This window comes from Proteus appendicitidis, from assembly GCF_030271835.1.
Lineage (GTDB): Bacteria > Pseudomonadota > Gammaproteobacteria > Enterobacterales > Enterobacteriaceae > Proteus > Proteus appendicitidis.
The window spans coordinates 1,729,652-1,752,295 of the sequence record NZ_CP127389.1; the positions used below are offsets into that span (position 1 = coordinate 1,729,652).

The window sequence follows — 22,644 nt, forward strand, 5'->3', positions numbered from 1 at the left end:
GCGTTGCTATGACGACTATTTTTGATGTTGTACAAGCTATGTCAGGGCAGAAAAACGTCATTGTTATTCCTGTTCCCTATTTAGATTTTTTCAAAGGTGATCAACAAGCTCACGCCTTGTCTGCAATTTTAAATCAGCTTGTCTTCTGGTCTGGCGTTTCATCAAGTGCTGATGATGGTTGGTTCTATAAAAGCCATGAAGAGCTGGCAGAAGAAATTCACGGGCTTTCTGGTGAAGAGCAAGCTCGACGCCTCGTTGATAAATTACGCAAAAAGTATTTCCCTGGTGTGATTGAAACTAAGACAAAAAAGGTTAACGGTACCCCTGTTACTCACTACAAGATAGATGGCAATAAACTTATCTCTATGATTTTCCCGTCTATTTCTGAAACGTCGAAAATGAGGAATGGAAACGTCGAAAGTGAGGAATCGGAACGTCGAAACTGCGGAATGGAAACCGCAGAAATGCAGAATCATGGAAACGTCGAAAGTGAGGAATCCTATCTTTATACAGATCTTAACTCAGATAAAAACTTACAGATCACTAAAGACCTTTCGTCGCAGAATTCTAACGAATCCAGCGACCAGCCGAAAAATGATTTTTTAACTCGTTATCCAGAAGCGGTGATTTACAGCGCTAACTTCCAAAAATGGGGTTCAGCTGACGATTTAAAATGTGCTCAGTGGTTATTCGCTCGCAAATGTGAAGTGTTCGAAGATATGGGGCTTCAAGCACCTAAAGAGCCTAATTTCACGGAATGGGCTAATGATATTCGCTTAATGAGCACGATTGACGGACGCTCACACAAAGAAATTTGCCAACTCTACAAGCGCATTACTCAAGATGATTTCTGGAAAAAGAATATTCAATGTCCTCAAAAGCTAAGGGAGCAGTGGGATAACGTCACATTGCGTTTAGCGGGTGAAGAAAAAATCACTATTGATACTGTTGAGCGTGATGAGACATTCCGTTTAATTTTCAGTACTGGTTGGAAACCTAAAAATAAAATTCAGGAGTTATCAGCAATTCAAGCTCGAAAAAATGGATTAGGGCGAATGAGTGATGTTGCTGGATTATCTGCATGGCGTGGCATTTGGAAACAGGTAGCAGAGCAACTAGCCAAGGAGGAAATGTAATGCGTTTAACTTATGGATCTGTCTGCTCTGGAATTGAGGCAGCTAGTGTTGCATGGGAACCTCTGAACATGAAGCCTGAATGGTTTAGTGAAATAGAACCATTTCCTTGTGCTGTACTAAGTCATCACTGGCCAGAAATTAAAAACCTAGGTGATATGACCACTATTACTGACAAATTAAAAGCTAACGAAGTGGTTGCGCCTGATGTATTGGTGGGTGGTACACCATGCCAAGCGTTCAGCGTTGCAGGATTGCGTGGTGGTTTAAGTGATGAGCGAGGGCAATTAACTTTATCATTTGTTGAATTAGCGGATTGTATTGATGAAATTAGAACAAAAGAAGGGAAAGAGCCAGCCATTATCGTCTGGGAAAATGTGCCAGGAGTCCTCAGTAGTAAAGATAACGCATTCGGATGCTTCCTTGCTGGACTCGCTGGAGAAAGTGAAGAACTTAAGCCAGCAGGGAAAAAATGGTCAAACGCGGGTTATGTGTCTGGACCCCAAAGAACTATCAGTTGGCGGATCCTTGATGCTCAATATTTCGGAGTGCCCCAACGACGTCGTCGTATCTTCGTTATCGCAACTGCTAGAAAAGACATTAGTGTCTCACAAGTATTATTTGAGCAAGCAGGCATGCGAGGGGATATTGAGACGGGCAGAGCGCAGGCAGAAGAAATTACCAATAATGCTGGAGAATGCCTTGCAAGTGGCAATAAAACAACAGGAACAATCTTAGCAAATTGTGGTGCTAAACACTGGCTTGGAAATCAAGAGGCATTTACTGGTGATTTTCATGTTGTTGATACATTCCGATTACAATCTTTTGGTCAGTATACCCAAGATGATTCAGCATCTACATTAAGAAGCCGTGATGATAAAAGTGCCACTGACTTGATTGTTTTTAATCATCAAGCTGGTGGGAATACATCAGCAACATTGGGGGCTAACTCTGAATTAACGGGTTGTTTACAGGCATCTCAACATCCTGCAATTGCTCTTGCTGGTAACACCATTGGCAGAAAGCCTGAAAATGGTGGTAATGGCAATGGTTTTAATGAGCTTGATATTTCATATACGTTAACGCAAACAGATGTTCATGGTGTAAATATTAATAATATTGTTCGCCGATTGACACCTATTGAATGTGAGCGATTACAAGGATTTCCCGATAATCACACTAAAGTTCCTTTTAAAAATAAAGCTATTGACGATTGTCCTGATGGGCACCGTTATCGAGCGCTTGGTAATTCAATGGCTGTACCAGTTATGCATTGGATTGGTGATCGTATTTGTAATGTTGTTGCTGAAGTAAAAAAGATAAATGAGTATTCGCGAAAGCTTACTCTATTGAAATCAAAGTCCACGCATAAATTAAAAGAAATTGGTGACCAATGGCGATCACCAGATAACCTTTACTATGGCATCAACTCTAAATATGGACCGTTTACTTTAGATTTATTCACTGATGGTCAAAACAGCAAATGCCCACATTTCTACACAGAGGAAGATAATGCGCTCACTCAAGACTGGTCAGAAAAGCTGAAAGAAATCGGCGGTTCAGCATTTGGCAACCCTCCTTACTCACGTAGTTCATATCACGAAGGTCAACCTTTAACAGGTGTTGGTCATATCATTAGTCATGCATTAGCTATGCGTGAAAAACACGGTCGATATGTTTTTTTATTAAAAGCAGCTACATCAGAAACATGGTGGCCAGAAGAAGCGGATCACGTTTGTTTTATTCGTGGACGTATTGGTTTTGACGTTCCTGAGTGGTTTGTTCCCGCAGATGAAAAACAGAAACCAACCGGTGCATTCTTTGCTGGGGCAATAGTTGTTTTCGACAAAATGTGGATGGGTAAAAAGTTTGATTACATTCATCGTGATGAATTAGAGCAGATCGGTAAAACATTTATTGAACAAGCGAAATGGCTTGTATCGAGAGGTGTCGCATGAAAATCATCTGTGAATTTTAGAACAGCGGAGCGTTTTGGAATGATTGAGCTTGTTGATGAACCTGTAATTTTCTGGTTTGAACAATACCAAGGGGATGCAAATGCTAACTAAATACATTTTGTTCGTTGGGTTTTGGTTTGTAGTGACATTACTGATTGGCTTATGGGGGACTTATGCCTGAACTCATGCTCACGTTGCCATTTCCACCTAGTGTTAACTCGTATTGGCGAAACATTAAAGGTAGAACGCTGATCAGTGAAAAAGGGCGTAAGTTTCGAATTAACACCATTGCTTCTGTGTATGAGCAGTTAAAACGAAAACCTAAAGCAATTAAAGAAAATGTTTCTGTCCTGGTTCGCTTATACCCGCCCACAAAACAGCGCAGAGATATTGATAACTTTTTAAAAGCCCCGTTTGATGCATTAACACATGCGGGTGTTTGGGAAGATGATCAGCAAGTGAAGCATATGGATGTGATGTTAATGGAAGTCGTAAAGGGTGGAAAATTAGAAATCACTATCCGCTCATTTAATAACGTGATGTACGGTCACGAGTAAAAGTGGAGAGAAATAGCATGATGCAAAGAACAATGGAAGTTTCAGCATTACCCGCAATGAATCGCGAATTAACCATGTCGAGCAGAGAGATTGCCAGTTTAACAGGCAGTAATCACTCAGATGTTAAACGTTCTGCAGATAGGCTTTTTGTTGCTCAAATTTTAACCCAGCCATTGGCTGAGTTCCCTTTTGAGCATAACGGCAATCAATATACTGAATATCGTTTTAATAAAAGAGACTCCTTAGTGCTGGTGGCTCGATTATCACCTCAGTTCACAGCGAAAATTGTCGATCGCTGGCAGGAATTAGAGTCAAAAATGCAACCTCTCATTCCTCAAACATTACCGGAGGCATTGCGATTAGCTGCAGACTTAGCAGAAGAAAAACAAAAGCTAGAAAGTGAATTGGCGATTGCTACACCTAAGGCTCAGTTTGTTGATAATTATGTTTTATCCACAGGTTCTATGACGTTTCGCCAAGTGTGTAAATTACTGCAGGTGAAAGAAACGGATTTTCGCTGTTTTCTAATAGATAAGAAAATTATGTACCGCCTGAATAATACTTTTACGCCTTATCAAACCCATGTAGACCTTGGTCGCTTTGAGATAAAGACAGGCACTAACCAAACCAATAACCATTCATTTGCACAATCACGGTTTACCGCTAAAGGCGTGAAGTGGATCGCAGGGCTATGGGCTGAATATAAAGTAGGGGATATCATCTAATGAAATTACTGTTAACTCCCTACATTCAGCCAGAATTGGGTGTTGTGTTACTTAAACCGGGTGCTGAATTACTCGAGCAATTTAAAAAGCACCACCGTGTGATCATCAGTGATGTGCCTAAAAGCTTAGATGTGTTGCCCTCAGGTGCATTAACAGGTGATGAACAGCCAATTTTAAACAATAAGCACATTGTTCAATTTCTCAATAACAAAAAAGTGATCCACACCATCGATAAAGTTTCACAGATGGATACGTGGGTTATCCGTCATATTCAATGCTGTCAGATTGATAACGATGAAGATAATTATCATCACCATGAATTAGTAACAACATTTAATGAGGCTGGTGTGATCCGCACTTGTTGGCATCATGATAACCATATTAGAAATTCATCAGCGGGGTGGGTTGCTGAATTAGCTCATAAAAATCGTATCAATTGGATGTTAGACACTATTCGTTTTCGGTTGAGATTAGATAGTAGCCACCAGCTAACGATACCTGATTTTTTCACCTTTGCGGTTATGCATAACGTTATCGATGAATTACCCGAAGCGATATTACGCCAGATTTTAAATTGGTCAGATAAACAAGAAGAACGCAGAGTTCACGGTGGTTTTCCTGAAGCTGACATTATCCCGAGCAACGTAACCGCATTATCCGCAATGAATGAACGTTTAGATGCGATAAAGCCGGTTATTAAAGTATCTGTCGTTCCGGAGCCACCAGCATCGTTTCTGCTGAAACCTAAAATGCAACGTTGGGAAAATACCCAATGGTTGCAATGGGTGAAAACTCAACCGTGTTGCGTGTGTGGGCAACAGGCTGATGATCCGCACCATATTATCGGGCATGGCATGGGCGGTATGGGTACTAAGGCTCACGACTTATTCACTATTCCATTGTGTCGCATTCACCATGACGAGTTACATTGTGACCCCAAACTATGGGAAGCCACTCATGGCAATCAAGTCGAATTGTTATTTCATTTTTTAAACCGTTCATTAGGCATCGGTGCATTTATTTAACGTGTGTACGGCACGAGGAGTATTAGCATGAAACTAGAGTCAGCATTAAAACAATTTTATCCAAAGTCACCGATGATCACCGATACGTCAAACTGTACAGATCCCAACAGAATGAAGGGGATGGACACTGCAGGAGCACTTGGCATGACTGAACATCGCGCTAAATTTGGTATGTCTGCTTTTTTTGCTAAGAATGATGTGAGCGAAGAGGACAAGTTCAGCACCTTAGAACACTTAACGCAATATGCACTTAAAATCACACCTAGGCTGGTGGCTAAATCAGCAGGCAACAAACTAGGTTACTGTTTAGTGATCCTCGCTAAGATGGCGTTCGAGGATTATGCCCGTTCAGCAGGTTCGGTTTGTGAATGTCAAGCATGCAAAGGTAAAGGTATAGTTTACAATTGTAATGATGTAATAAAATACTCAGGCATTATCAATTTTAATGGCGATGTTATTGTTGAACCTAAAGTAAAAAATGAGCTTGTTGGTGAGTTGTGCCAAATCTGCAATGGAAAAGGAACGTTAACCTATCGTTGTCGCTGTAAAGGTAGAGGTAAGGTTTTAGATGAAGAACAAACAGAATTACAAGGTGGTATTCCTGCATTTAAAGATTGCCCACGCTGTTCTGGCCGAGGTTATAAAAGAATGCCTTCTTCAGTCGCATATCAGGCTATTAGCAAGCTACTTCCTGAATTAAATGAGAGAACATGGCGCAGAAATTGGAAACCCTTTTATGAAAGTTTAGTTAATAAATGTTTCATCGAAGAAAGTCGTGCTGAGCAGATATTTATTGGACTAATCAAATGATAATTAATATTTGTTTTTTAATATTCATTTGTTTTTCTTTTAATTAATACGGCTTGTCAGTAAATGATATGTAGTTAATTTAGTAATTTTATAGATTAAATAATAACTCAAAGGAAAAGTAGATAAGATGATTTTTTATTTACCTTATTGTTTTTAATCTTTATTAAATCTAATTTTATATACGAATATCTGATATCTAGATTACTTTCTTGACATGATTTAGGTTTCTGCTAACTTCAATATGTAAGTAAAATTAATGTTAATTTATTTTAATAAACAAATAAAAATAATATATTTTAGGTGATAAAAATATGGAACCTCGCACTAGTAGTTCAAATTCCAAGCTGTTATTTTATTCTTCTAGTATGGCTCAAAGGAGGGTAATCGCACTCCTCAGTAATCAAGAGAAAAATAGAGGACCTTTATCAGATGGAATGAGTGAAGCTACCTCTGTTTTAGGCCTATTTACATCTGTGGCAAATGCTGCAGGTTTTGGTTTTAAACATAGAACGAAAGACTCTGAAGAGGAAGAGAGTGCTCTTTCTGTCAGTATCTGTAATTTATCTAATCATAATGTTTATATTCTGAATATAGACATTCCGGATAATGCTGAAAATATAAAGCCTAAAAATACATTTTTCCCTCTAAGTCAAGGTGAATCGGGCACAATTGATTTATCCATAAGGGGCGGTCTAAAAAATGATGAAAAATTTGAGTTACCACTAATTGTTTTTGATGGTGAACATTATCCTAATCACTATAAGCTGGTGTTCACCTCAATTTCATATGGTAATGGGCATGCCATAATACCAAAAAAAATCCACACAATAGTATACGAAGAGGATGACCATGAACATCCTACGAAAACACTTGAAGGAGAATTTAATGAGAATAAAGAAAAACCCATTCAATTAGAAATGGCGGAAATAAAAAAAAGTGAGAGATTTAGTCGCTTTTTTAACTTAGGTATCGGCATACTTCCTGGTTTTGTAACAAAAGCTGAGGAGCAACAGAATAATGATTCCAGCTTAAATATTTTCTTTATTAATGGAGATAACTGATATGGATAGAGCATTTTACGAATATGTTGGTTATGATAAAGATGAAGAACTTGTGAAGCACCATGTGAATTATCTAAGAGCACAAGGCGTAAACAGTCGTGGAGGAGGATTTGATTTTTTTTCACTTCTGACTGGTATTGGAGTGTCTGTTGCCTCGCAAGTATTGAAAGGGAAAAAGAAGACCGCCGAATTAAAAAAAGTCAGAACCACACCACTAGATATTAGGTTGAATAACTGCACTGATTCACCGATTATAATATCTTCTGTAAATAGCCCTTATAGCCACAATCTTGACGGTATTCTAGTTCTTCCTTCTAGCCAAAGTACTATTACTTTGCATTTTCCATATACCCTAAAGGATGAACACATGAGTGAATCAGCATATGTTGGTTTGGCGTTTGGTTCAGGTGAAAATTACACATATTTCAATCTTGAATTTCAAGCAAGTTTTCGTTTTTCTAACCATTCAGATAAAAATCCTCAAGGTAGCTTTAGGGTAAGCAAGATTGAAGTTTCAGATTTAGAAAATAAAAAAGGGGAAAATTACTTTGGACAAAATGGTAATAGCTCTGAACTTAAACTTTATAAGATGAACTATTTAGCTAACATGATGAAGCAGATAACAGTAGTTACAGCCTCATCATTAGACTTTGAATCCCCTTTAAGTATTACTTTTTATGATTCTGTACGGGGTTAGAAAAGTAAGTTATTGATAGGTATTATTGCATTTTGTCCGGAACTGCCTTATCATCTTTAAATAGTGGGCGATTTATTACTTACCACACTGAATTTTATCAAGACCTCGCTTTGGCGGGGTTTTGTTTTTTTATATATTTATAATTATTAATTAAAAAATTTGTTGGAAGTTTTTTGTTTTCATTGATTGTTTGTTTATATTTAAGATGAAATTTATTGTTATCCTATAAGGATAAATCTGCAGTATTTAACTAAATTAAAATAATAAACAGATATTCTTATCTCTACTATACTCATAATATTCAATTTATAGAGCGAGTATATATAATGATTGATTTGTTTAAATTAACGAAAAAAAGTTCTAGGCATATTGGTATAGCAATATACGTTGGTATTATAGCGGGTATCTTTTCTGCTTTAGTAAAATCTGGTTTTGAAGACCTAATTCCACCGAGAACACTTGAAACGACACCACCTCCAGTCGTCTTATTAGAAAAACTAGGATTAAATATAGATACTATGACTTATCATTGGATGGGATATAGTATTAATTGGGGCGGTAATGGTGTTCATATATTATTCTCAATAGTTATCGCTGTGATATATTGTGTTATTGCTGAATACTTACCAAAGGTTAAACTATTACACGGTATTTGTTTTGGTATTGGTGTTTCTGTTTTTGCTCATGGTTTAGTTGTACCATTATTAGGGCTATCTAGCTGGCTTTGGACAGCAGGTTATCAAGCATTAGTTTCTGAGTTTATCGGAACAGCTTTTTGGATCTGGTCAATTGAAGCGATTAGACAAAATTTGCGTTATTGTTTAACTAAAGAAAAAGATGCTGAATAGATAAGGAAGTTCAGCATTAATCTGTTATAAATCTCTTAAAGATCGCCTAGGCGGTCTTTTTTCGTATATGCCGACCACAGAATCAATCACAACACCTCAAATTCACGCAAGAGATGTGAGTCGGCGTTCTATTAACTAATCAGGACTACATATATGCAAGAGCCGTTAACAGGCACAGCAACCGCCTCGTTAGCGGGTGTCTCTATTGTAGGTCTCTATTCGGGTATGGACGCAGGCGTTGTAATCGGTGCGTTCGCAGGGGCGGTGATATTTGTATTGTCTGCTCATGACATCCGGCTTTTAAAACGATGGGCGTATTTCACGGTTGCATTTGCGATCGGGATATTAGGCGCTGATTTCATGTCGTCACTACTGAGTGGCATTATCGGAGATAGAGAGGTCGATCGCTCTGTTGGTGCAATGTTCTCATCGGCTGGTTTGGTTGGTGTGTTAGTAACGATATCTAAACCCGGTGCGCTCACAGACAGTATCAACAACGTTATTAATAACCTGATAGATAAATTCAGAGGAGGTGGAAGATGACCATCTCAATGTTTTGGATTTACATCAACTTTTTCTCATGTCTGCTTGCTGTTATTCGACTCATTAACTATGACCGTAACGGTGCTAAATATAAATTTATCCCGTCATTTATAGCGTGGGTACTCATTATTCTACTAGGTTCGATTCCGTTACGAATATTAACGAATGACTACACGCATGCAGATCCATTTGAAGTCAGCATTAATTTATCACTATGCGTACTCATCTTATTGAGTCGTGGAAACATAATGCAAATATTCAGAGGTGTCAGGCATGGCAAAGATAGCTCGCGGTGAACGCAATAACAATCCGGGTAATATTGATTATAACCCATTTAATAAATGGAAAGGTTTGGTCGGTATTGAAACAGGAGTGTCTAATCCTCGATTCTGTGTCTTTGAGTCGCCAGAATACGGCATCCGAGCAATTTATAAGTTAACCCAAACCTATCAACGTAAATATGGTTTGAACTCAGTATCAGCAATCATTAATAAGTATGCACCGCCAGTTGAAAATAATACCTCCGGTTACATTAATCGTGCAGCAGTATCAATAGGCGTTGGTATTAACGAGCGCATCAATACAGCAGATAAAAAAACAGGGATAGCCTTAGCAACAGCCATTGTTAGCGTTGAGTTGGGCTATCAACCTTACACAGATAAAGTCTTTGAAGATGCTTGGTTGTTACTTTAACTCAGCGATTATTCCCATCTTATAGCCTCACATTCGTGGGGCTTTTTTGTATCTAAGTTTTACTTTTTGTGCATAGCACGCACATTTAAATAACCAAGAGCCTACAGAAAGTGAGCCTGAGAACTGCCGTTATAGCTGGCAAGCTCTCTTGGGGCGGCTTTTCTGTGCTAACAGGCTCTCTTTCTATAGGAAATATGCAATGAAATACCCAAAAGTCATAATTAATGGTGTATCAGTACGAGTTGATAATACAGGTCGATATAGTTTGAATGATTTGCACTCAGCTGCAGTATTGAAAGGAGAGGCAAATGAATCGCAAAAACCCAGTAAATTTATTCGTAGCGCTTCTGTAAAACGCTTTGTTTCTGCCCTTGACGCCAGAGGACAAAAAAGTCCTCTGGAAGAAAATCAATCACTTAAAGTTATTAATGGTGGTGATGAGCAAGGTGTATGGGCTGTTGAACTTCTTGCCATCCGTTATGCAGCATGGATTAAGCCCGAGTTTGAAATCAGTGTGTATGAAACATTCCGTGAGGCAACGCTTAATGGAATTTCAAATATGACCAAGTTAAACCGCCTTGATTTACAAATTAGTAATGAAAAAGGTGATCTTAGCTATTGCGGTAAACGAATGAATAACTGGGGAGTCGGTGGACGTAAGAAAATGCTTGAAACGGCAAGGCTGAATATTATTGCTCAAATGGATCCTGATTTGGTGTCATTAATGGAAAGGGAGGGGTAATCGACAATATGAAGGATAATGATCTAGATAAGAAAATTAAAACCGTTTCTTACATTGTCTGTGAACTGTTTCTAATCAGGCAAGTCGCTATGCACTGTCGTCCTATTTTTAGAACTTCATTAGGCGATATTCGGTTTGGTGTTGAATCATTACAGAGCTTTCTCCTTTCTTATTATGGTGCTGGAGAGTTGTCTGATTCTGATATCGCAGTACATTTTATGTCTATGCTGAAAAGTAATGCAGAGGCAGATCCTAATGTCATTATTTCTCTATTTCCTCGTCATGAATTAACGCATGAAGCTGTAGACGAAATATCAGAACTCCTTGAGGGCTTAGCGCAAATGGAAACGGATACAAAAAACGGAAGATTAAAAGCACTCAGCCTGCAAAATTGCATGCACTGATGTGAGGAGCCTCTGATTTTAGAGTCTCCTTTTTCTTTTTTGAAAGGGTGTATCCTTAATTTTAAGGAGATGAAAACTCATGAGCATATTAACGAAGCTTTCGGCTGGTGGTTTTCTCATTCTTGCATTCTGGCTTTGGTGGGTAATAGGTGACTACAACAAATTAAGCAAAGACTACAACACAGCAACCACTCAGTTATCCCAACAAGTCGAAATCAATAAAGACTATCAATCCCGTATCACTCGATTAAATCAACTCGATATTCGTTACTCACAGGAGTTAGCTAGTGCAAAGAATGAAATCAACACTCTTCGTGATGCTGTTAGCTCTGGTTCTAAGCGGGTGTACATCAAAGCCGAGTGTCCAGCAGTCACCAAGAATTCCACCGAAAGCGGAAGCAATGAAGCCTCCGCACGACTTAACAAAGCAGTTGAGCAAGATTATCTACGTCTCAGAGAAATGATAGTCGAGAACGAACAGCAAACTTTGTATTTGCAGGATTACATTAAAACGGAGTGTTCGCAGTAATGGCTATTTTTAAGCGACTGACCAAAGAGCAAATTAAACAAGACTATGACCATTACGCCTTATTTATGTGTATCGTTCCAATCTATGTTGGTGATGTTCATGGTCAGTGTCGTGTTGCTGTTCGTAATTGGTGGCCTGAATGGTTATTGGATTTAGCAGAAGTAATTCACCAGTTCACGCCATACGAGGAGTGGGCTATTAAAATGGGAAAGCCAATTAAGTAGCCGACAAGAAAGCAATACGGGAAATTGAATTAAGTAGATAAAAAGAACCCTGTGAGTTTGGGCGCCCACAGGGCTTTCACTAGTATGTGTGAAAACGATAGATTACCAATATCCAGTAAGCCAATCTGTTAATAATCAACGTAAGTTTTTAGAAAACAATCGCCTCGCTCAATAGTGGGGCTTTTTTATGCGTCGCATTGTCGCTGTCTCCTATGTTAGCTATGACCTGCATTACCTCACTGTGAGCGCATAGTAAGAATCAAAAACAATGAATCCACTCAGTTCTAGTACGAGTAGCAACGTCAGCTATGAGAGAAGAAACGGCGTGACAATGGAGAGACATTATTAATTCTACAAACGTCATTCATTGAGTGGCGGTGATAGAGTTTATAGAGATAGCCATCAGTTAATAGCTGGTGGCTTTTTTATTGGAGATAATAAATGAATATAACGATTAATGATGATGGTTCTGCTCGCATTGAGACAACCTCGTACAGCGCCACTTATCACGCGAATGGTAATTTAAAATTTTCAATGGTTGGTAAGGCTCCTGAAAAGATAACCATTAACCATCCTAAAAAAGAAATAGGTGAGCTGATTTACAAAGTCTCAGTAGATACCACTGAGTTAGATAAGTTAGAAAAACAACTCAATCGTATTAAGCAACTAATGCAAGATGTAGGTGTGAAGCCTAAATCAAATTCACAACCTTTCTTTCAGCCAGCTGGTCAATTTTTTATTAAAGATGCCTTTATTAATTTCGTGGCACTAAAAAATGCAGCTGTCAGTTATCAACTAGATCAGGACGCTAAGGCAGAGTTGGCAGATTTGCGTATGAAAGCCAATCAACAAGATGTTGCCATCACTGAGTTAAAAAGAGTAATGGAAACTCAGAATAAAGTATTTGCAGATATGGCAAGGGAATTCACTAACAAAACGTGGTGTAGTCAAAAGTAAAGGTGAGATATCTCACCTTATTTATAGGTGTTAGATTATTTCACCAAGAAGCCTATGAGTTTCTTCAATAGGGAATTCATCCCAGTGATAATCGGACATATATCTATATTCAATGTCTGTGTTTCGCCAAGATGCCGTTGTTTTAGAGCTGTAATACTCCACATTCTTATCAAGCTGTTCAATAAAATTATTGGCATCACCAGTAAGAGAAAGTTCTTTAATTTCGTTGTGAAATAGAATAACTATATCTTTTAATTGATACAGTTGTGCTTTCACTGGATCTATAGAAAACAAAGTACGCATAGCATGATGTAATGCTTTTCTTTCTAATAATGGTTCAAAATTAGTGGCATTTTTTCTTCTATATAATTCGATATAAAGACAAAGTCTGATCATTTGATTCATTCGCCTAGCAATCTTTAGTTTTGTTAGAAGGGTGAGGTTTTCGGGATCAATATTGTGGGATTTTATTATTCCAGCCTCGATAATCTCTTCTATTCTGTGAATCGTATTAATATTTAACATTTCAATTTTCCTTAAAGAATAAAAAGAAAATGATAGTAGGCTTTGATCTAAAGTCAAAAGGTACTCCCGTCGGGGTACCCTCTCCACGGGGCGACGCGCACGCGGGAAACGGCTAGTTTTCTGATTTTCATGGTGTCAGCAACAGGTCTCATAATCGATTGATATATATAGATATAAACAGTATTGAGGTGACAATATTATTTAATTGTTGTCACCTCAAGGCTATTTATCATATTGATTTTTATTAAAAAACAAGAAAATCACCTGACCAAGTGAGGTGTCGATGTCTAATGTCAGCAATCTGGGAGACGCCTATAACTGGAGTGTTGCAAAGATTGCTGAGGCATTCGGGCTAAACCGAGGCACAGTTAAAAAGAGATTATTAGAAGCTAATGTTCCCATTGCTAATACAGTCAGAGGAAACCCTGTTTATGCATTGCGAGATGTTGGGCCAATAATTTTTGCAGATGACAGTAAAGGTGGGGAAGGGATTCAAGATCCTGACCTCATGTTTCCTAAAGATAGAAAAGATTGGTATCAGTCTGAAAATGAAAGAATTAAATTTGAAACTACATTAAAACAACTTATTCCAGCATCAGAAGTTCATCGAGAAATGGCGGTTATTGTCAAGGCGATTGCTCAGGTTCTGGAAACGTGGCCAGACAGGTTAGAGCGAGATCACGGATGGAATGCAGAACAATTAGTGCAGGTTCAAATTGTTATTGATGAAATGAGAGAGCTGCTATCCAGTGAAGTGAATAATGCAGAAGCGATGGAGGAATAATGACAGTAAGATTTGCTTCCGCTTCATCCATTCGTCGTGATGTATCCACACTATTAAAACCACCAAACAGATTACCTGTCGCGGAAGCCGTTAAAAAATATATGAGAGTTCCTCTTGATGGTGGTAGCTCATTACCTTGGGATGACACATTAACACCTTACATTATTGAGCCTATGAATTGTTTAACATCAAGGCGATATGATGCTGTTATTTTTGTGGGTCCAGCTCGAACAGGTAAATCCTTAGCGTTAATTGATGGATGGATTGTTTACACCATTGTCTGTGATCCTGCTGATTTTTTATTAATTCAAATGACAGAGGATAAAGCCAGAGAGCACTCTAAAAAACGATTGGATAGAACATTTAGAGTCAGTAAAGAGGTATCAAAGCGGTTAAGTCCTCGCACAAACGATAATAACGTTCACGATAAAACATTTAGAGCGGGAAACTACCTAAAAATAGGATGGCCAACTGTCAATATTATGTCGTCATCAGACTATCGCTTTGTTGCTTTAACGGATTATGACCGCTTTCCTGAGAATATTGACGGTGAAGGTGATGCATTTTCGCTAGCATCAAAACGGACAACCACCTTTATGTCTGCTGGCATGACGCTGGTGGAAAGCTCTCCTGGTCGTGAAATAACAAATACAAAGTGGAGCCGAACATTGCCTCATGAGGCACCACCCACAACAGGGATTTTATCACTTTATAACCGAGGTGATCGCCGTCGTTGGTATTGGCCTTGCCCACATTGCGGTGAATATTTTCAACCTATAAAAGATAACATGGTTGGGTTTTCATTAACGGATGATCCCTTTGAAGCAGGTAAAAATGCTTATCTTCAATGCCCTCACTGTTTATCAAAGATAGAACATGACCAAAAAAGAACATTAAACAATAAAGGCGTATGGCTGATAGAGGGGCAATCAATTGATAAAACAGGGAAAATAACGGGTAACCCTCGCTACTCAAGATTTGCATCATTTTGGATGGAAGGGCCAGCTGCCGCTTATCAAACATGGGCTCAACTAGTAAATAAGTTTGTTGGTGCAGAGCAAGAATATGAATTAACGGGCAGTGAAGAAACATTAAAGTCAGTGACTAATACAGACTGGGGTTTGCCTTATCTGCCGAAAGTTGCACAAGAACAGCGTCAGAGTGATGAATTAATCAATCGTGTAGAAAACTGGGAAGAATCAGTTGTGCCAGATGGTGTGCGATTCTTGGTTGCCACAGTTGACGTACAGGGCGGTAAAAAACGACGCTTTGTGGTTCAGGTGGTCGGTTACGGTGAAAAAGGCGAACGCTGGGTGATTGACCGCTTTGAAATCACCCAATCCCTACGTTATGACAACAACGGTGAATGCCGTCGAATCGATCCGGGTTCGTATCCCGAAGATTGGCAAGTATTAATCACGGATGTATTAGAGAAAACCTATTCATTACAGCATTATCCTCACCATGAAATGGAAATCATGATGTTGGGCGTAGACTCCGGCGGTGAAGATGGCGTTACTGATAATGCCTATAAATTTTGGCGTCGCTGTCGAAAAGAGGGATTACACCGTAAAGTCTATCTCTTTAAGGGCGATGGGCATAAACGCAGTAAGTTAATTACTAAATCATTCCCCGATAACACCAGTCGTTCTGAACGGCGCGCCCAAGCCAAAGGAGATGTGCCTCTTTATTTACTGCAAACAGACCAACTTAAAGACCGGATCAGTTCTGCGTTATCGCGCGATACCGTCGGGCCTAATTATATTCATTTCCCCGATTGGCTGGATGAATCGTTCTATGACGAGTTGACGTATGAAGAGCGTGATGAAAAAGGGCATTGGGAAAAGCCGGGTCGAGGTGCTAATGAGGCATTTGACCTGATGGTTTACGCTCATGCCTTGGTGATATTAAAAGGGTACGAGAATATTAATTGGGAAAAACCGCCTAAATGGGCGAGATTGCCTGATGTAATGCTTTCCTCGTCCCCGCCAATTGCCGATATCGCCACAGAGCCTGAAATAAAACCCTCACCCGAAACCCCAAAACAGGAAACGCCTACCGTATCAGCATGGGCACCGGTATCAAACAGCGGAGGCTGGATATGACGAAAGAAGAAATTGAACACATGATTGAGCAATACCGTTTAGCGGAAGAGGCGGTATTAAAAGGAAAATCCATCACCTTTAATGGACAAGCCATGACAATGGAAAATCTCAACGAGATCATAAAAGGTCGTGAGCGTTGGGAATCTCGTTTGTCGGCGTTGATATCACGAAAACGAGGCAATCCGATGTATAAATTAGCGAGGTTTAGATGACATTATTAGACAGCGCTATTGGTTATTTCGCCCCAAACTGGCAAGCCTCGCGCCTCCGCTCTCGCTTACAAATTAAAGCCTATGAAGCCGTTTTACCCACTCGCACTCATCCCGCTAAACGTGAAAATCGTAATGGTAACCAACTGACTCAGTTTGGTGGGACTTCGTTACGGGAGCAAGCACGATGGCTAGATAACAATCACGATATCTCTATCGGTATTCTCGATAAGATGGAAGAGCGCATTGTCGGGGCAAAAGGCATTATTGTCGAACCGCAACCTCTCGATGGTGCAGGGCAAATCCATGAAGATTTAGCCTCACAAATTCGTCAAGCCTGGGCGGAGTGGTCCGTGTTACCCGAAGTGACAGGGCAATTTAGTCGCCCTGTATTAGAGCGTTTATTGGTGAGAACGTGGCTCCGTGATGGTGAGGTATTTGCTCAACTGGTCAAAGGTAAAGCCAAAGGGCTAGATCCTCAAGCCAATATCTATTTTTGGCTCGAAGCCTTAGAGCCTGACTTTGTGCCGATCCACATGAATATGCCTGAAAGCAAGATTATTCAAGGCATTAAATTCAATGAGTGGGGGCGACCCACAGGGTATCAGGTGTATAAAAACCTCCCCCAATTTAGTGCCAATTTAGGGGATATCAAAACCATCGATGCTGAAAATATGTTGCACCTGAAATTCACTCGTCGGCTTCATCAAGCGCGGGGAGTCAGTTTGTTTTCGGGGATCTTAATGCGGTTAAGTGCGTTAAAAGATTACGAAGATGCAGAATTAACCTCCGCACGTATTGCAGCTTCATTGGGGATGTACATCAAAAAAGGGGATGCTGGTTCTTTCCCTGAGGGTGAATATGACGAAGATGAACAACGTAACATCGATATTCAGCCGGGCATGATTTACGACGGCTTAAAGCCGGGTGAAGAAGTGGGCATGATCAAATCAGACCGACCCAACCCCAACCTACAATCGTTTCGCAATGGACAATTACGTGCGGTTTCTGCCGGCAGTCGCGGGAGTTATTCCAGTATCGCCCGTGACTATAACGGTACTTATAGTGCTCAGCGACAAGAGCTGGTGGAGTCATTTGAAGGTTATAACATTTTCCAAGATACCTTTGTGGCAGGTATTAGCCGTCCGATGTATCGCAATTGGTTAAAAATGGCGATAGCCAGTGGTGTGGTTGCGGTGCCTCCTGATGTTGATGCTAAATCCCTGTTTAATGCGGTTTACAGTGGACCTGTGATGCCGTGGATTGATCCGAAGAAAGAGTCTGAGGCATGGAAAACCTTATTACGCGGTGGTGCGTCAACAGAAAGCGACTGGATACGTGCCAAAGGGGGCAACCCTGCGGATGTGAAGCGTCGTCGTAAAACCGAAATTGACGAAAATAAACGATTAGGACTGGTATTTGATACTGATCCTGCTAATGACAAAGGGGCACAAGATGCTAAACAACAAGAACCTGATAACGATGCCTAAAATGTCGGGGCCAGTAACTCAAAAAAACTGGTTTCGCATGCAAGCTAAAGAAGACCAAACCGCAGATATCTATATTTATGATGAGATCGGTGGGTGGGGAATTAGTGCAAGACGCTTTACGGAAGATTTAATCTCGCTGGGTAATCTCAGTCATATCAATCTGCATATTCACTCTCCTGGTGGTGAGGTATTTGATGGTATTGCCATTTATAACCAACTTAAAAACCATTCCGCAACAATCACGGTTTATATCGATGGATTAGCTGCTTCAATGGCATCAGTCATTGCGATGGTGGGTGATACGGTCATTATGCCGAAAAATGCCATGATGATGATCCACAAACCGTGGGGCGTCTCATGGGGGGATGCGAATGATATGCGCGAATATGCTGACTTGCTCGACAAGTTAGAAAACGTACTCATTCCTGCTTATGTGGCTAAAACAGGAAAAACAACCGAAGAAATTACTGCCATGTTAGATCAGGAAACATGGCTTGATGGCGATGAGTGTGTTGAACACGGTTTCGCCGATAAAGTGATTGAGCCAGTGAAAGCAATGGCAAGTCTTACATCTAAACGAATTGAGGAATTTTCATCTATGCCAAGTGCAATTAAAAATCAAATTACCCCTAAAAACACGACGAGTCCTACTCAACAACCTAATCCAGCGCCGACACCTGCGCCTCAACCTAATGTCTCCTATGCTGATGAGCAAGTGCGCTTAAATGGTATTAAAGATTTATTTGCCATGTTCGGAGGTCGTCATAATGATTTGATGATCACTTGTTTAGCGGATGCGAGTTGTTCTGTTGAAAAAGCGCGGGAACAATTACTCAATACCGTTGCACAACAACAAAATCCTGAGCCATCCAATAAAGATAATGTTCATATTTACGCAGGAAACGGCAATATCGTTGGTGACAGTGTGCGCGCCTCTGTGATGGCGCGTGCGGGTTATCAGGATTATGAAAAAGATAACGCCTATAACAGCATGACCCTGCGTGAATTAGCACGAGCATCACTGACGGAGCGTGGTGTTGGTGTGGCTACGTATAATCCGATGCAAATGATTGGAATGGCCTTTACGCACAGCACGTCTGACTTCGGTAATATCCTGCTGGATGTCGCAAACAAAGCGATTTTACTGGGTTGGGAAGAAAACGAAGAAACCTTTGAAAAATGGACGAAAAAAGGGCAACTCAGTGACTTTAAAACCGCACACCGTGTGGGATTAGGGGCATTCCCTTCCTTACGTCAAGTGCGTGAAGGTGCCGAGTATAAGTACGTTACGCTCGATGATAAAGGCGAAACTATTGCGCTAGCGACCTACGGTGAGTTATTTAGTATTACCCGTCAAGCCATCATCAATGATGATATGAACATGCTGACAGATGTGCCAATGAAGTTCGGTCGTGCAGCTAAAGCCACCGTCGGCGATTTGGTGTATGCGGTACTTATCGACAATGAAAAAATGAGCGATAAAAAAGCACTATTTAGTGCCGATCATAAAAACATGATCACCGGCGGGATGGATGTAGAAACCATCAGTGCGGGTCGTACAGCTATGCGTCAACAAAAAGAAGGCGAACGCTCATTAAATATTCGTCCCGCGTTTATGTTGGTACCGACCACACTGGAAACACAAGCTATCCAAGTGGTTAAATCAGGCAGTGTGAAAGGCGCTGATGTTAATGCAAATATTATTAACCCAGTGCGTGATTTAGCGGAAATTATTGCCGAACCTCGTTTAGATGATGCAAGCGAAAAAGATTGGTATATGGCCTCACGTCAAGGTAGCGACACCATTGAAGTGGCGTACTTAAATGGGATTGATGTGCCGTATATTGATCAGCTTGAAGGCTTTACCTCAGATGGTGTCACTACGAAAGTGCGTATTGATGCGGGTGTAGCGCCAGTTGATTATCGTGGTCTGCTGAAAGTTTCCGGTAAATAAGACGTCTTTTTTCTTCGTTTTACCCTGATGCCCTGATGGGCTTTTTTTATATCTAAAATCCGGTGCTTCGGCATCGGAAGGAGTTTTTATGGCTAAAAATTATGTACAACAGGGTGGCACAATTGCTCTGGTTAATAGCACAAAAGAGATCATTAAAAGTGGTCAACTGGTGCACGTTGGCGCTATTGCTTGTGTTGCGATTACGGATATTCAACCTAGTGAGAAAGGTGATGGTTTTTCAGAAGGTGTTTTCTTGCTGAACAAGAAAGCCGGTATTGCCTTAAAAGCCGGTGCGACGGCGTCCGTTAAAGACAATGTCGTGGTGGATACAGGTGGCACACCTGCAGGTGTTGTTTGGGATGATGCGGATGCATCGAGTGAAAGCGTCACCGTTAAGCTTAATGTATTCGCACCAGTGGGTACGCCATAAGGTAGGAAACGATGAATCCATTTGAACGGTTGGTAAAAAGAATGGATAACGTGACCGAAGAACGGATGGGGGTTCCCATCCGTATTAATGGTGTTTTTTATCAAGCACTCGAATCTCACTTTATCCCTGAATTGGGGCCGATGAGTGGTGATGGGGTGAGTTATGTTATTTTTTCGTCAACCTATCAACCTGACCGTAAGGATCCTGTTGAAATTGAGGGCAAAACTTACCAAATCACTCGATATCAAAAGTTTAATGGGAAGCCACATATTTGGATTAAATAGGTGGGTGATATGAAAGGATTAGAGCAAGCCATTAAAAACCTGAATAGCATTAATGATGAAATGGTACCGAAAGCAACGGCAATGGCGATTAACCGTGTTGCTCGCCGTGTCATTAGCCATAGTGTTAAACGGGTTTCAGCCGAAACGAAAGTGCCACAACGCCTTATTCGTCAACGTGTTCGACTTAATCGTGCGAGCAGTCGCTATAAAACACCTCGTGCTAGATTAGTGATAAATCGGGGTAATTTGCCCGCTATCGCGCTGGGTAATGCGCGCGTTCAATTATCAAGAAAACGAGGTAATCAAAAAGGAGCAGGAAGTGTGTTGAAAGTGGGCAAATTTTCTTTTCCTAATGCCTTTATTCAACAGCTTGATAATGGGCGCTGGCATATTCTTCAGCGCGTTGGTCAAAGCCGTTATCCCATCGAAGTGGTTAAAATTTCGCTCGTCACACCATTAACAACGGCTTACACCGAAGAGTCAGAGAAGCTTATTGAATCTGATATGCCTAAAGAAATGGCATCGGCCTTAAAGCAACAATTACGGCTTTATATAAAAGGGAGGGTTTGGTGATCAAGCACACACAGATCCGACACGCAATTAAAGAGGCGATTGAGCCTCATGCCAATGGGGCGGCAGTATTTGATGGTCGCCCTTTTTTTGTGGATGAAAACGACTTCCCAGCGGTTGCCGTGTATATCACGGATGCTGTCTCAACAGGTGAAAACCTTGATGAAGATAGCTGGCAAGCGATTGTTCACATAGAAGTTTTTCTCAGTGCGAATAGCCCTGATGCTGAATTAGATAAATGGGTTGAAGCTGTGATTTATCCCGCACTGACCTCCATTCCCGCACTGTCCGATCTTATCGAAAATATGACCCCTAATGGCTACGACTACCATCGTGATGAAGAAATGGGGTTGTGGGGTTCTGTCGATCTCAATTATCAAATTAGTTACTCAATGTAAAAGGAATCATTATGCCTACACCAAACCCATTGGCACCCGTAAAAGGTGCTGGTACCACACTTTGGATTTATAGCGGTACCGAAGACCCATTAAAAGCGCCATTTGATGATACGGATTGGACGCGACTGGCAAAAATTAAAGAATTACAGCCGGGTGAAATTACTGCAGACAGTTATGACGATACGTATCTTGACGATGAAGATGCAGATTGGAAAGCGACTGCTCAGGGGGAAAAATCAGCAGGTGAAGCCAATATTACGCTGGCATGGAAGCCGGGTGAGCAAGGACAAAAAGATCTGGTTGATTGGTTCCAACTGGGTGATGTTCGTCACTATCGCATTCGTTATCCGAATGGGGCAGTCGATATTTATCGTGGCTGGGTAAGTTCGCTTGGAAAAACGGTACCCGCAAAAGAAGTGATCACCCGCACGATTAAGATCACGAATAGTGGTCGTCCAGCTCTTGCTGAAGAAATTAAATCAGCGTCAGAGCAAGGAAAAAGTGCGCCCGTTATTAAAAAAGACAATGAATAAAAGGTAACAGTATGTTTTTAAAGAAAAAAGAGTTTACTTATGGTGGTAATTCTGTTGCGTTATATGAATTATCAGCACTGCAACGCATTGAATATTTTGATTTTTTAGTCGAGCAATCAGAAAAAAACGACGATATTGAAAAAATAGAAGGTGTTAAAAAAACAGCGCTGATTATTCGTGCAAACACAGAATCAAATGCGTGGTTAGTGTCTCGTTCATTAGCACATGGCGGATCTGATGATGTTGAGCAAATTTATAATGATGTTCTATCAACATGGAATCCTGAAGCACTCGCTCTTGCAGCTAAAGAAGTGCTGGTGATTAGTGGGATGGCACAAGTTGAAAACGCGGAAAATGAAAATATCCAAAGTGATGCACAGGAAGAGTCACTGGAAAAGTAGTTGCCCGTGAACATCAATTTATCCTGCGTTTGTCACATGAATTTAAACGCGCTGA

The 22,644-nt window shown here is 40.5% G+C and carries 28 protein-coding genes and 2 pseudogenes; 29 read left to right on the forward strand and 1 reads right to left on the reverse strand.

What is annotated here, in order from left to right:
- Positions 1 to 8 precede the first annotated feature (8 nt).
- The 18 genes and pseudogenes from QQS39_RS08075 to QQS39_RS08160 all read left to right on the forward strand — a co-directional run bounded on the left by QQS39_RS08075 (position 9) and on the right by QQS39_RS08160 (position 12,906).
- Entirely contained in the window at positions 9 to 1,136 is a 1,128-nt protein-coding gene (locus tag QQS39_RS08075) for a phage replication protein O (RefSeq protein WP_285805703.1), read from the forward strand.
- Positions 1,082 to 3,091 carry a phage N-6-adenine-methyltransferase gene (locus tag QQS39_RS08080; protein ID WP_285805704.1) on the forward strand — a complete coding sequence of 670 codons (2,010 nt, stop codon included), beginning with the start codon at positions 1,082 to 1,084 and terminating at the stop codon, positions 3,089 to 3,091. The genes QQS39_RS08075 and QQS39_RS08080 overlap by 55 nt, the downstream gene beginning before the upstream one ends.
- Positions 3,092 to 3,202: pseudogene (locus QQS39_RS08085) on the forward strand (HNH endonuclease); the annotation flags it as partial.
- A gap of 62 nt (positions 3,203 to 3,264) precedes the next feature.
- Positions 3,265 to 3,648 carry a RusA family crossover junction endodeoxyribonuclease gene (locus QQS39_RS08090; RefSeq protein WP_109373182.1) on the forward strand — a complete coding sequence of 128 codons (384 nt, stop codon included), beginning with the start codon at positions 3,265 to 3,267 and terminating at the stop codon, positions 3,646 to 3,648.
- 17 nt (positions 3,649 to 3,665) lie between these two features.
- On the forward strand, positions 3,666 to 4,373 hold the full coding sequence (locus QQS39_RS08095; RefSeq protein WP_109391846.1) for a phage antirepressor KilAC domain-containing protein: 708 nt from the start codon (positions 3,666 to 3,668) through the stop codon (positions 4,371 to 4,373).
- Positions 4,373 to 5,398, forward strand: a complete 1,026-nt coding sequence (locus QQS39_RS08100; protein WP_285805705.1) for a DUF968 domain-containing protein — start codon at positions 4,373 to 4,375, stop codon at positions 5,396 to 5,398. Before QQS39_RS08095 ends, QQS39_RS08100 begins: the two co-directional genes overlap by 1 nt.
- Before the next feature lie 27 nt (positions 5,399 to 5,425).
- The gene (locus tag QQS39_RS08105) at positions 5,426 to 6,208 is read left to right on the forward strand and encodes an antitermination protein (protein ID WP_285805706.1); all 783 of its coding nucleotides are present in this window, start codon (positions 5,426 to 5,428) and stop codon (positions 6,206 to 6,208) included.
- A gap of 311 nt (positions 6,209 to 6,519) precedes the next feature.
- Positions 6,520 to 7,269 carry a hypothetical protein gene (locus tag QQS39_RS08110; RefSeq protein WP_285805707.1) on the forward strand — a complete coding sequence of 250 codons (750 nt, stop codon included), beginning with the start codon at positions 6,520 to 6,522 and terminating at the stop codon, positions 7,267 to 7,269.
- A 1-nt stretch (position 7,270) separates the two neighbouring features.
- Positions 7,271 to 7,966: a hypothetical protein gene (locus QQS39_RS08115; RefSeq protein WP_285805708.1), complete on the forward strand. Its 696-nt coding sequence runs from the start codon at positions 7,271 to 7,273 to the stop codon at positions 7,964 to 7,966.
- A gap of 326 nt (positions 7,967 to 8,292) precedes the next feature.
- Positions 8,293 to 8,814 carry a YagU family protein gene (locus tag QQS39_RS08120; protein ID WP_285805709.1) on the forward strand — a complete coding sequence of 174 codons (522 nt, stop codon included), beginning with the start codon at positions 8,293 to 8,295 and terminating at the stop codon, positions 8,812 to 8,814.
- A 153-nt stretch (positions 8,815 to 8,967) separates the two neighbouring features.
- On the forward strand, positions 8,968 to 9,357 hold the full coding sequence (locus tag QQS39_RS08125; protein ID WP_014656499.1) for a putative holin: 390 nt from the start codon (positions 8,968 to 8,970) through the stop codon (positions 9,355 to 9,357).
- 8 nt (positions 9,358 to 9,365) lie between these two features.
- Positions 9,366 to 9,653 (forward strand): phage holin family protein, encoded by a 288-nt coding sequence (locus QQS39_RS08130; protein ID WP_285805885.1) that lies wholly within the window; start codon positions 9,366 to 9,368, stop codon positions 9,651 to 9,653.
- A complete protein-coding gene (locus tag QQS39_RS08135) occupies positions 9,631 to 10,050 on the forward strand; it encodes a structural protein (RefSeq protein WP_285805710.1) in 420 nt (139 codons plus the stop codon). Before QQS39_RS08130 ends, QQS39_RS08135 begins: the two co-directional genes overlap by 23 nt.
- Before the next feature lie 199 nt (positions 10,051 to 10,249).
- Positions 10,250 to 10,792 carry a KilA-N domain-containing protein gene (locus QQS39_RS08140; protein WP_285805711.1) on the forward strand — a complete coding sequence of 181 codons (543 nt, stop codon included), beginning with the start codon at positions 10,250 to 10,252 and terminating at the stop codon, positions 10,790 to 10,792.
- Positions 10,793 to 10,800: 8 nt separating this feature from the next.
- Complete coding sequence (locus tag QQS39_RS08145; protein ID WP_196736589.1) at positions 10,801 to 11,196, forward strand: hypothetical protein; 396 nt, start codon at positions 10,801 to 10,803, stop codon at positions 11,194 to 11,196.
- Positions 11,197 to 11,275: 79 nt separating this feature from the next.
- Positions 11,276 to 11,725, forward strand: a complete 450-nt coding sequence (locus QQS39_RS08150) for a lysis protein (protein WP_285805712.1) — start codon at positions 11,276 to 11,278, stop codon at positions 11,723 to 11,725.
- On the forward strand, positions 11,725 to 11,949 hold the full coding sequence (locus tag QQS39_RS08155) for a hypothetical protein (RefSeq protein ID WP_285805713.1): 225 nt from the start codon (positions 11,725 to 11,727) through the stop codon (positions 11,947 to 11,949). Before QQS39_RS08150 ends, QQS39_RS08155 begins: the two co-directional genes overlap by 1 nt.
- A gap of 441 nt (positions 11,950 to 12,390) precedes the next feature.
- Positions 12,391 to 12,906: a hypothetical protein gene (locus tag QQS39_RS08160; protein ID WP_285805714.1), complete on the forward strand. Its 516-nt coding sequence runs from the start codon at positions 12,391 to 12,393 to the stop codon at positions 12,904 to 12,906.
- A gap of 30 nt (positions 12,907 to 12,936) precedes the next feature.
- Here the strand turns inward: QQS39_RS08160 and QQS39_RS08165 are convergent, their stop codons facing one another.
- Entirely contained in the window at positions 12,937 to 13,431 is a 495-nt protein-coding gene (locus QQS39_RS08165) for an ECs1072 family phage-associated protein (protein WP_285805715.1), read from the reverse strand.
- A 283-nt stretch (positions 13,432 to 13,714) separates the two neighbouring features.
- Between QQS39_RS08165 and QQS39_RS08170 the strand changes: the two genes are divergently transcribed.
- From QQS39_RS08170 to gpG, 11 genes and pseudogenes are all read left to right on the forward strand, one after another.
- Positions 13,715 to 14,215 carry a DUF1441 family protein gene (locus QQS39_RS08170; RefSeq protein ID WP_161681291.1) on the forward strand — a complete coding sequence of 167 codons (501 nt, stop codon included), beginning with the start codon at positions 13,715 to 13,717 and terminating at the stop codon, positions 14,213 to 14,215.
- Positions 14,215 to 16,320, forward strand: a complete 2,106-nt coding sequence (locus tag QQS39_RS08175) for a phage terminase large subunit family protein (RefSeq protein ID WP_285805716.1) — start codon at positions 14,215 to 14,217, stop codon at positions 16,318 to 16,320. Before QQS39_RS08170 ends, QQS39_RS08175 begins: the two co-directional genes overlap by 1 nt.
- Complete coding sequence (locus QQS39_RS08180) at positions 16,317 to 16,532, forward strand: DUF6148 family protein (RefSeq protein ID WP_004247869.1); 216 nt, start codon at positions 16,317 to 16,319, stop codon at positions 16,530 to 16,532. Before QQS39_RS08175 ends, QQS39_RS08180 begins: the two co-directional genes overlap by 4 nt.
- Complete coding sequence (locus QQS39_RS08185) at positions 16,529 to 18,019, forward strand: phage portal protein (protein ID WP_285805717.1); 1,491 nt, start codon at positions 16,529 to 16,531, stop codon at positions 18,017 to 18,019. Before QQS39_RS08180 ends, QQS39_RS08185 begins: the two co-directional genes overlap by 4 nt.
- Positions 17,985 to 19,973, forward strand: a complete 1,989-nt coding sequence (locus tag QQS39_RS08190; RefSeq protein ID WP_285805718.1) for a ClpP-like prohead protease/major capsid protein fusion protein — start codon at positions 17,985 to 17,987, stop codon at positions 19,971 to 19,973. The genes QQS39_RS08185 and QQS39_RS08190 overlap by 35 nt, the downstream gene beginning before the upstream one ends.
- 88 nt (positions 19,974 to 20,061) lie before the next feature.
- Positions 20,062 to 20,403: a DUF2190 family protein gene (locus QQS39_RS08195; RefSeq protein ID WP_285805719.1), complete on the forward strand. Its 342-nt coding sequence runs from the start codon at positions 20,062 to 20,064 to the stop codon at positions 20,401 to 20,403.
- 41 nt (positions 20,404 to 20,444) lie between these two features.
- Complete coding sequence (locus tag QQS39_RS08200; protein WP_285805720.1) at positions 20,445 to 20,687, forward strand: ATP-binding protein; 243 nt, start codon at positions 20,445 to 20,447, stop codon at positions 20,685 to 20,687.
- 9 nt (positions 20,688 to 20,696) lie between these two features.
- Entirely contained in the window at positions 20,697 to 21,260 is a 564-nt protein-coding gene (locus QQS39_RS08205) for a phage tail protein (RefSeq protein ID WP_285805721.1), read from the forward strand.
- Positions 21,260 to 21,655 carry a phage tail terminator protein gene (gene gpU / locus QQS39_RS08210; RefSeq protein WP_285805886.1) on the forward strand — a complete coding sequence of 132 codons (396 nt, stop codon included), beginning with the start codon at positions 21,260 to 21,262 and terminating at the stop codon, positions 21,653 to 21,655. Before QQS39_RS08205 ends, gpU begins: the two co-directional genes overlap by 1 nt.
- An 11-nt stretch (positions 21,656 to 21,666) precedes the next feature.
- Positions 21,667 to 22,128, forward strand: a pseudogene (locus QQS39_RS08215) (phage tail tube protein); the annotation flags it as partial.
- Between the two features lie 71 nt (positions 22,129 to 22,199).
- Positions 22,200 to 22,589, forward strand: a complete 390-nt coding sequence (gpG, locus tag QQS39_RS08220; protein ID WP_285805722.1) for a phage tail assembly chaperone G — start codon at positions 22,200 to 22,202, stop codon at positions 22,587 to 22,589.
- The last annotated feature ends 55 nt before the right edge of the window (positions 22,590 to 22,644 follow it).

Bases quoted from the DNA above. Each gene is read 5' to 3' on its own strand.
- QQS39_RS08115 (WP_285805708.1), top strand. From the start codon at position 7,271: ATGGATAGAGCATTTTACGAATATGTTGGTTATGATAAAGATGAAGAA.
- QQS39_RS08165 (WP_285805715.1), bottom strand. From the start codon at position 13,431: ATGTTAAATATTAATACGATTCACAGAATAGAAGAGATTATCGAGGCT.
- QQS39_RS08120 (WP_285805709.1), top strand. From the start codon at position 8,293: ATGATTGATTTGTTTAAATTAACGAAAAAAAGTTCTAGGCATATTGGT.
- QQS39_RS08140 (WP_285805711.1), top strand. From the start codon at position 10,250: ATGAAATACCCAAAAGTCATAATTAATGGTGTATCAGTACGAGTTGAT.
- QQS39_RS08105 (WP_285805706.1), top strand. From the start codon at position 5,426: ATGAAACTAGAGTCAGCATTAAAACAATTTTATCCAAAGTCACCGATG.
- QQS39_RS08135 (WP_285805710.1), top strand. From the start codon at position 9,631: ATGGCAAAGATAGCTCGCGGTGAACGCAATAACAATCCGGGTAATATT.
- QQS39_RS08090 (WP_109373182.1), top strand. From the start codon at position 3,265: ATGCCTGAACTCATGCTCACGTTGCCATTTCCACCTAGTGTTAACTCG.
- QQS39_RS08095 (WP_109391846.1), top strand. From the start codon at position 3,666: ATGATGCAAAGAACAATGGAAGTTTCAGCATTACCCGCAATGAATCGC.
- QQS39_RS08195 (WP_285805719.1), top strand. From the start codon at position 20,062: ATGGCTAAAAATTATGTACAACAGGGTGGCACAATTGCTCTGGTTAAT.
- QQS39_RS08145 (WP_196736589.1), top strand. From the start codon at position 10,801: ATGAAGGATAATGATCTAGATAAGAAAATTAAAACCGTTTCTTACATT.
- QQS39_RS08200 (WP_285805720.1), top strand. From the start codon at position 20,445: ATGGATAACGTGACCGAAGAACGGATGGGGGTTCCCATCCGTATTAAT.
- QQS39_RS08150 (WP_285805712.1), top strand. From the start codon at position 11,276: ATGAGCATATTAACGAAGCTTTCGGCTGGTGGTTTTCTCATTCTTGCA.
- QQS39_RS08080 (WP_285805704.1), top strand. From the start codon at position 1,082: ATGGCGTGGCATTTGGAAACAGGTAGCAGAGCAACTAGCCAAGGAGGA.
- QQS39_RS08185 (WP_285805717.1), top strand. From the start codon at position 16,529: ATGACATTATTAGACAGCGCTATTGGTTATTTCGCCCCAAACTGGCAA.
- gpG (WP_285805722.1), top strand. From the start codon at position 22,200: ATGTTTTTAAAGAAAAAAGAGTTTACTTATGGTGGTAATTCTGTTGCG.
- QQS39_RS08180 (WP_004247869.1), top strand. From the start codon at position 16,317: ATGACGAAAGAAGAAATTGAACACATGATTGAGCAATACCGTTTAGCG.
- QQS39_RS08170 (WP_161681291.1), top strand. From the start codon at position 13,715: ATGTCTAATGTCAGCAATCTGGGAGACGCCTATAACTGGAGTGTTGCA.
- QQS39_RS08205 (WP_285805721.1), top strand. From the start codon at position 20,697: ATGAAAGGATTAGAGCAAGCCATTAAAAACCTGAATAGCATTAATGAT.
- QQS39_RS08160 (WP_285805714.1), top strand. From the start codon at position 12,391: ATGAATATAACGATTAATGATGATGGTTCTGCTCGCATTGAGACAACC.
- QQS39_RS08155 (WP_285805713.1), top strand. From the start codon at position 11,725: ATGGCTATTTTTAAGCGACTGACCAAAGAGCAAATTAAACAAGACTAT.
- QQS39_RS08175 (WP_285805716.1), top strand. From the start codon at position 14,215: ATGACAGTAAGATTTGCTTCCGCTTCATCCATTCGTCGTGATGTATCC.
- QQS39_RS08075 (WP_285805703.1), top strand. From the start codon at position 9: ATGACGACTATTTTTGATGTTGTACAAGCTATGTCAGGGCAGAAAAAC.
- QQS39_RS08100 (WP_285805705.1), top strand. From the start codon at position 4,373: ATGAAATTACTGTTAACTCCCTACATTCAGCCAGAATTGGGTGTTGTG.
- QQS39_RS08110 (WP_285805707.1), top strand. From the start codon at position 6,520: ATGGAACCTCGCACTAGTAGTTCAAATTCCAAGCTGTTATTTTATTCT.
- QQS39_RS08190 (WP_285805718.1), top strand. From the start codon at position 17,985: ATGCTAAACAACAAGAACCTGATAACGATGCCTAAAATGTCGGGGCCA.
- QQS39_RS08125 (WP_014656499.1), top strand. From the start codon at position 8,968: ATGCAAGAGCCGTTAACAGGCACAGCAACCGCCTCGTTAGCGGGTGTC.
- QQS39_RS08130 (WP_285805885.1), top strand. From the start codon at position 9,366: ATGTTTTGGATTTACATCAACTTTTTCTCATGTCTGCTTGCTGTTATT.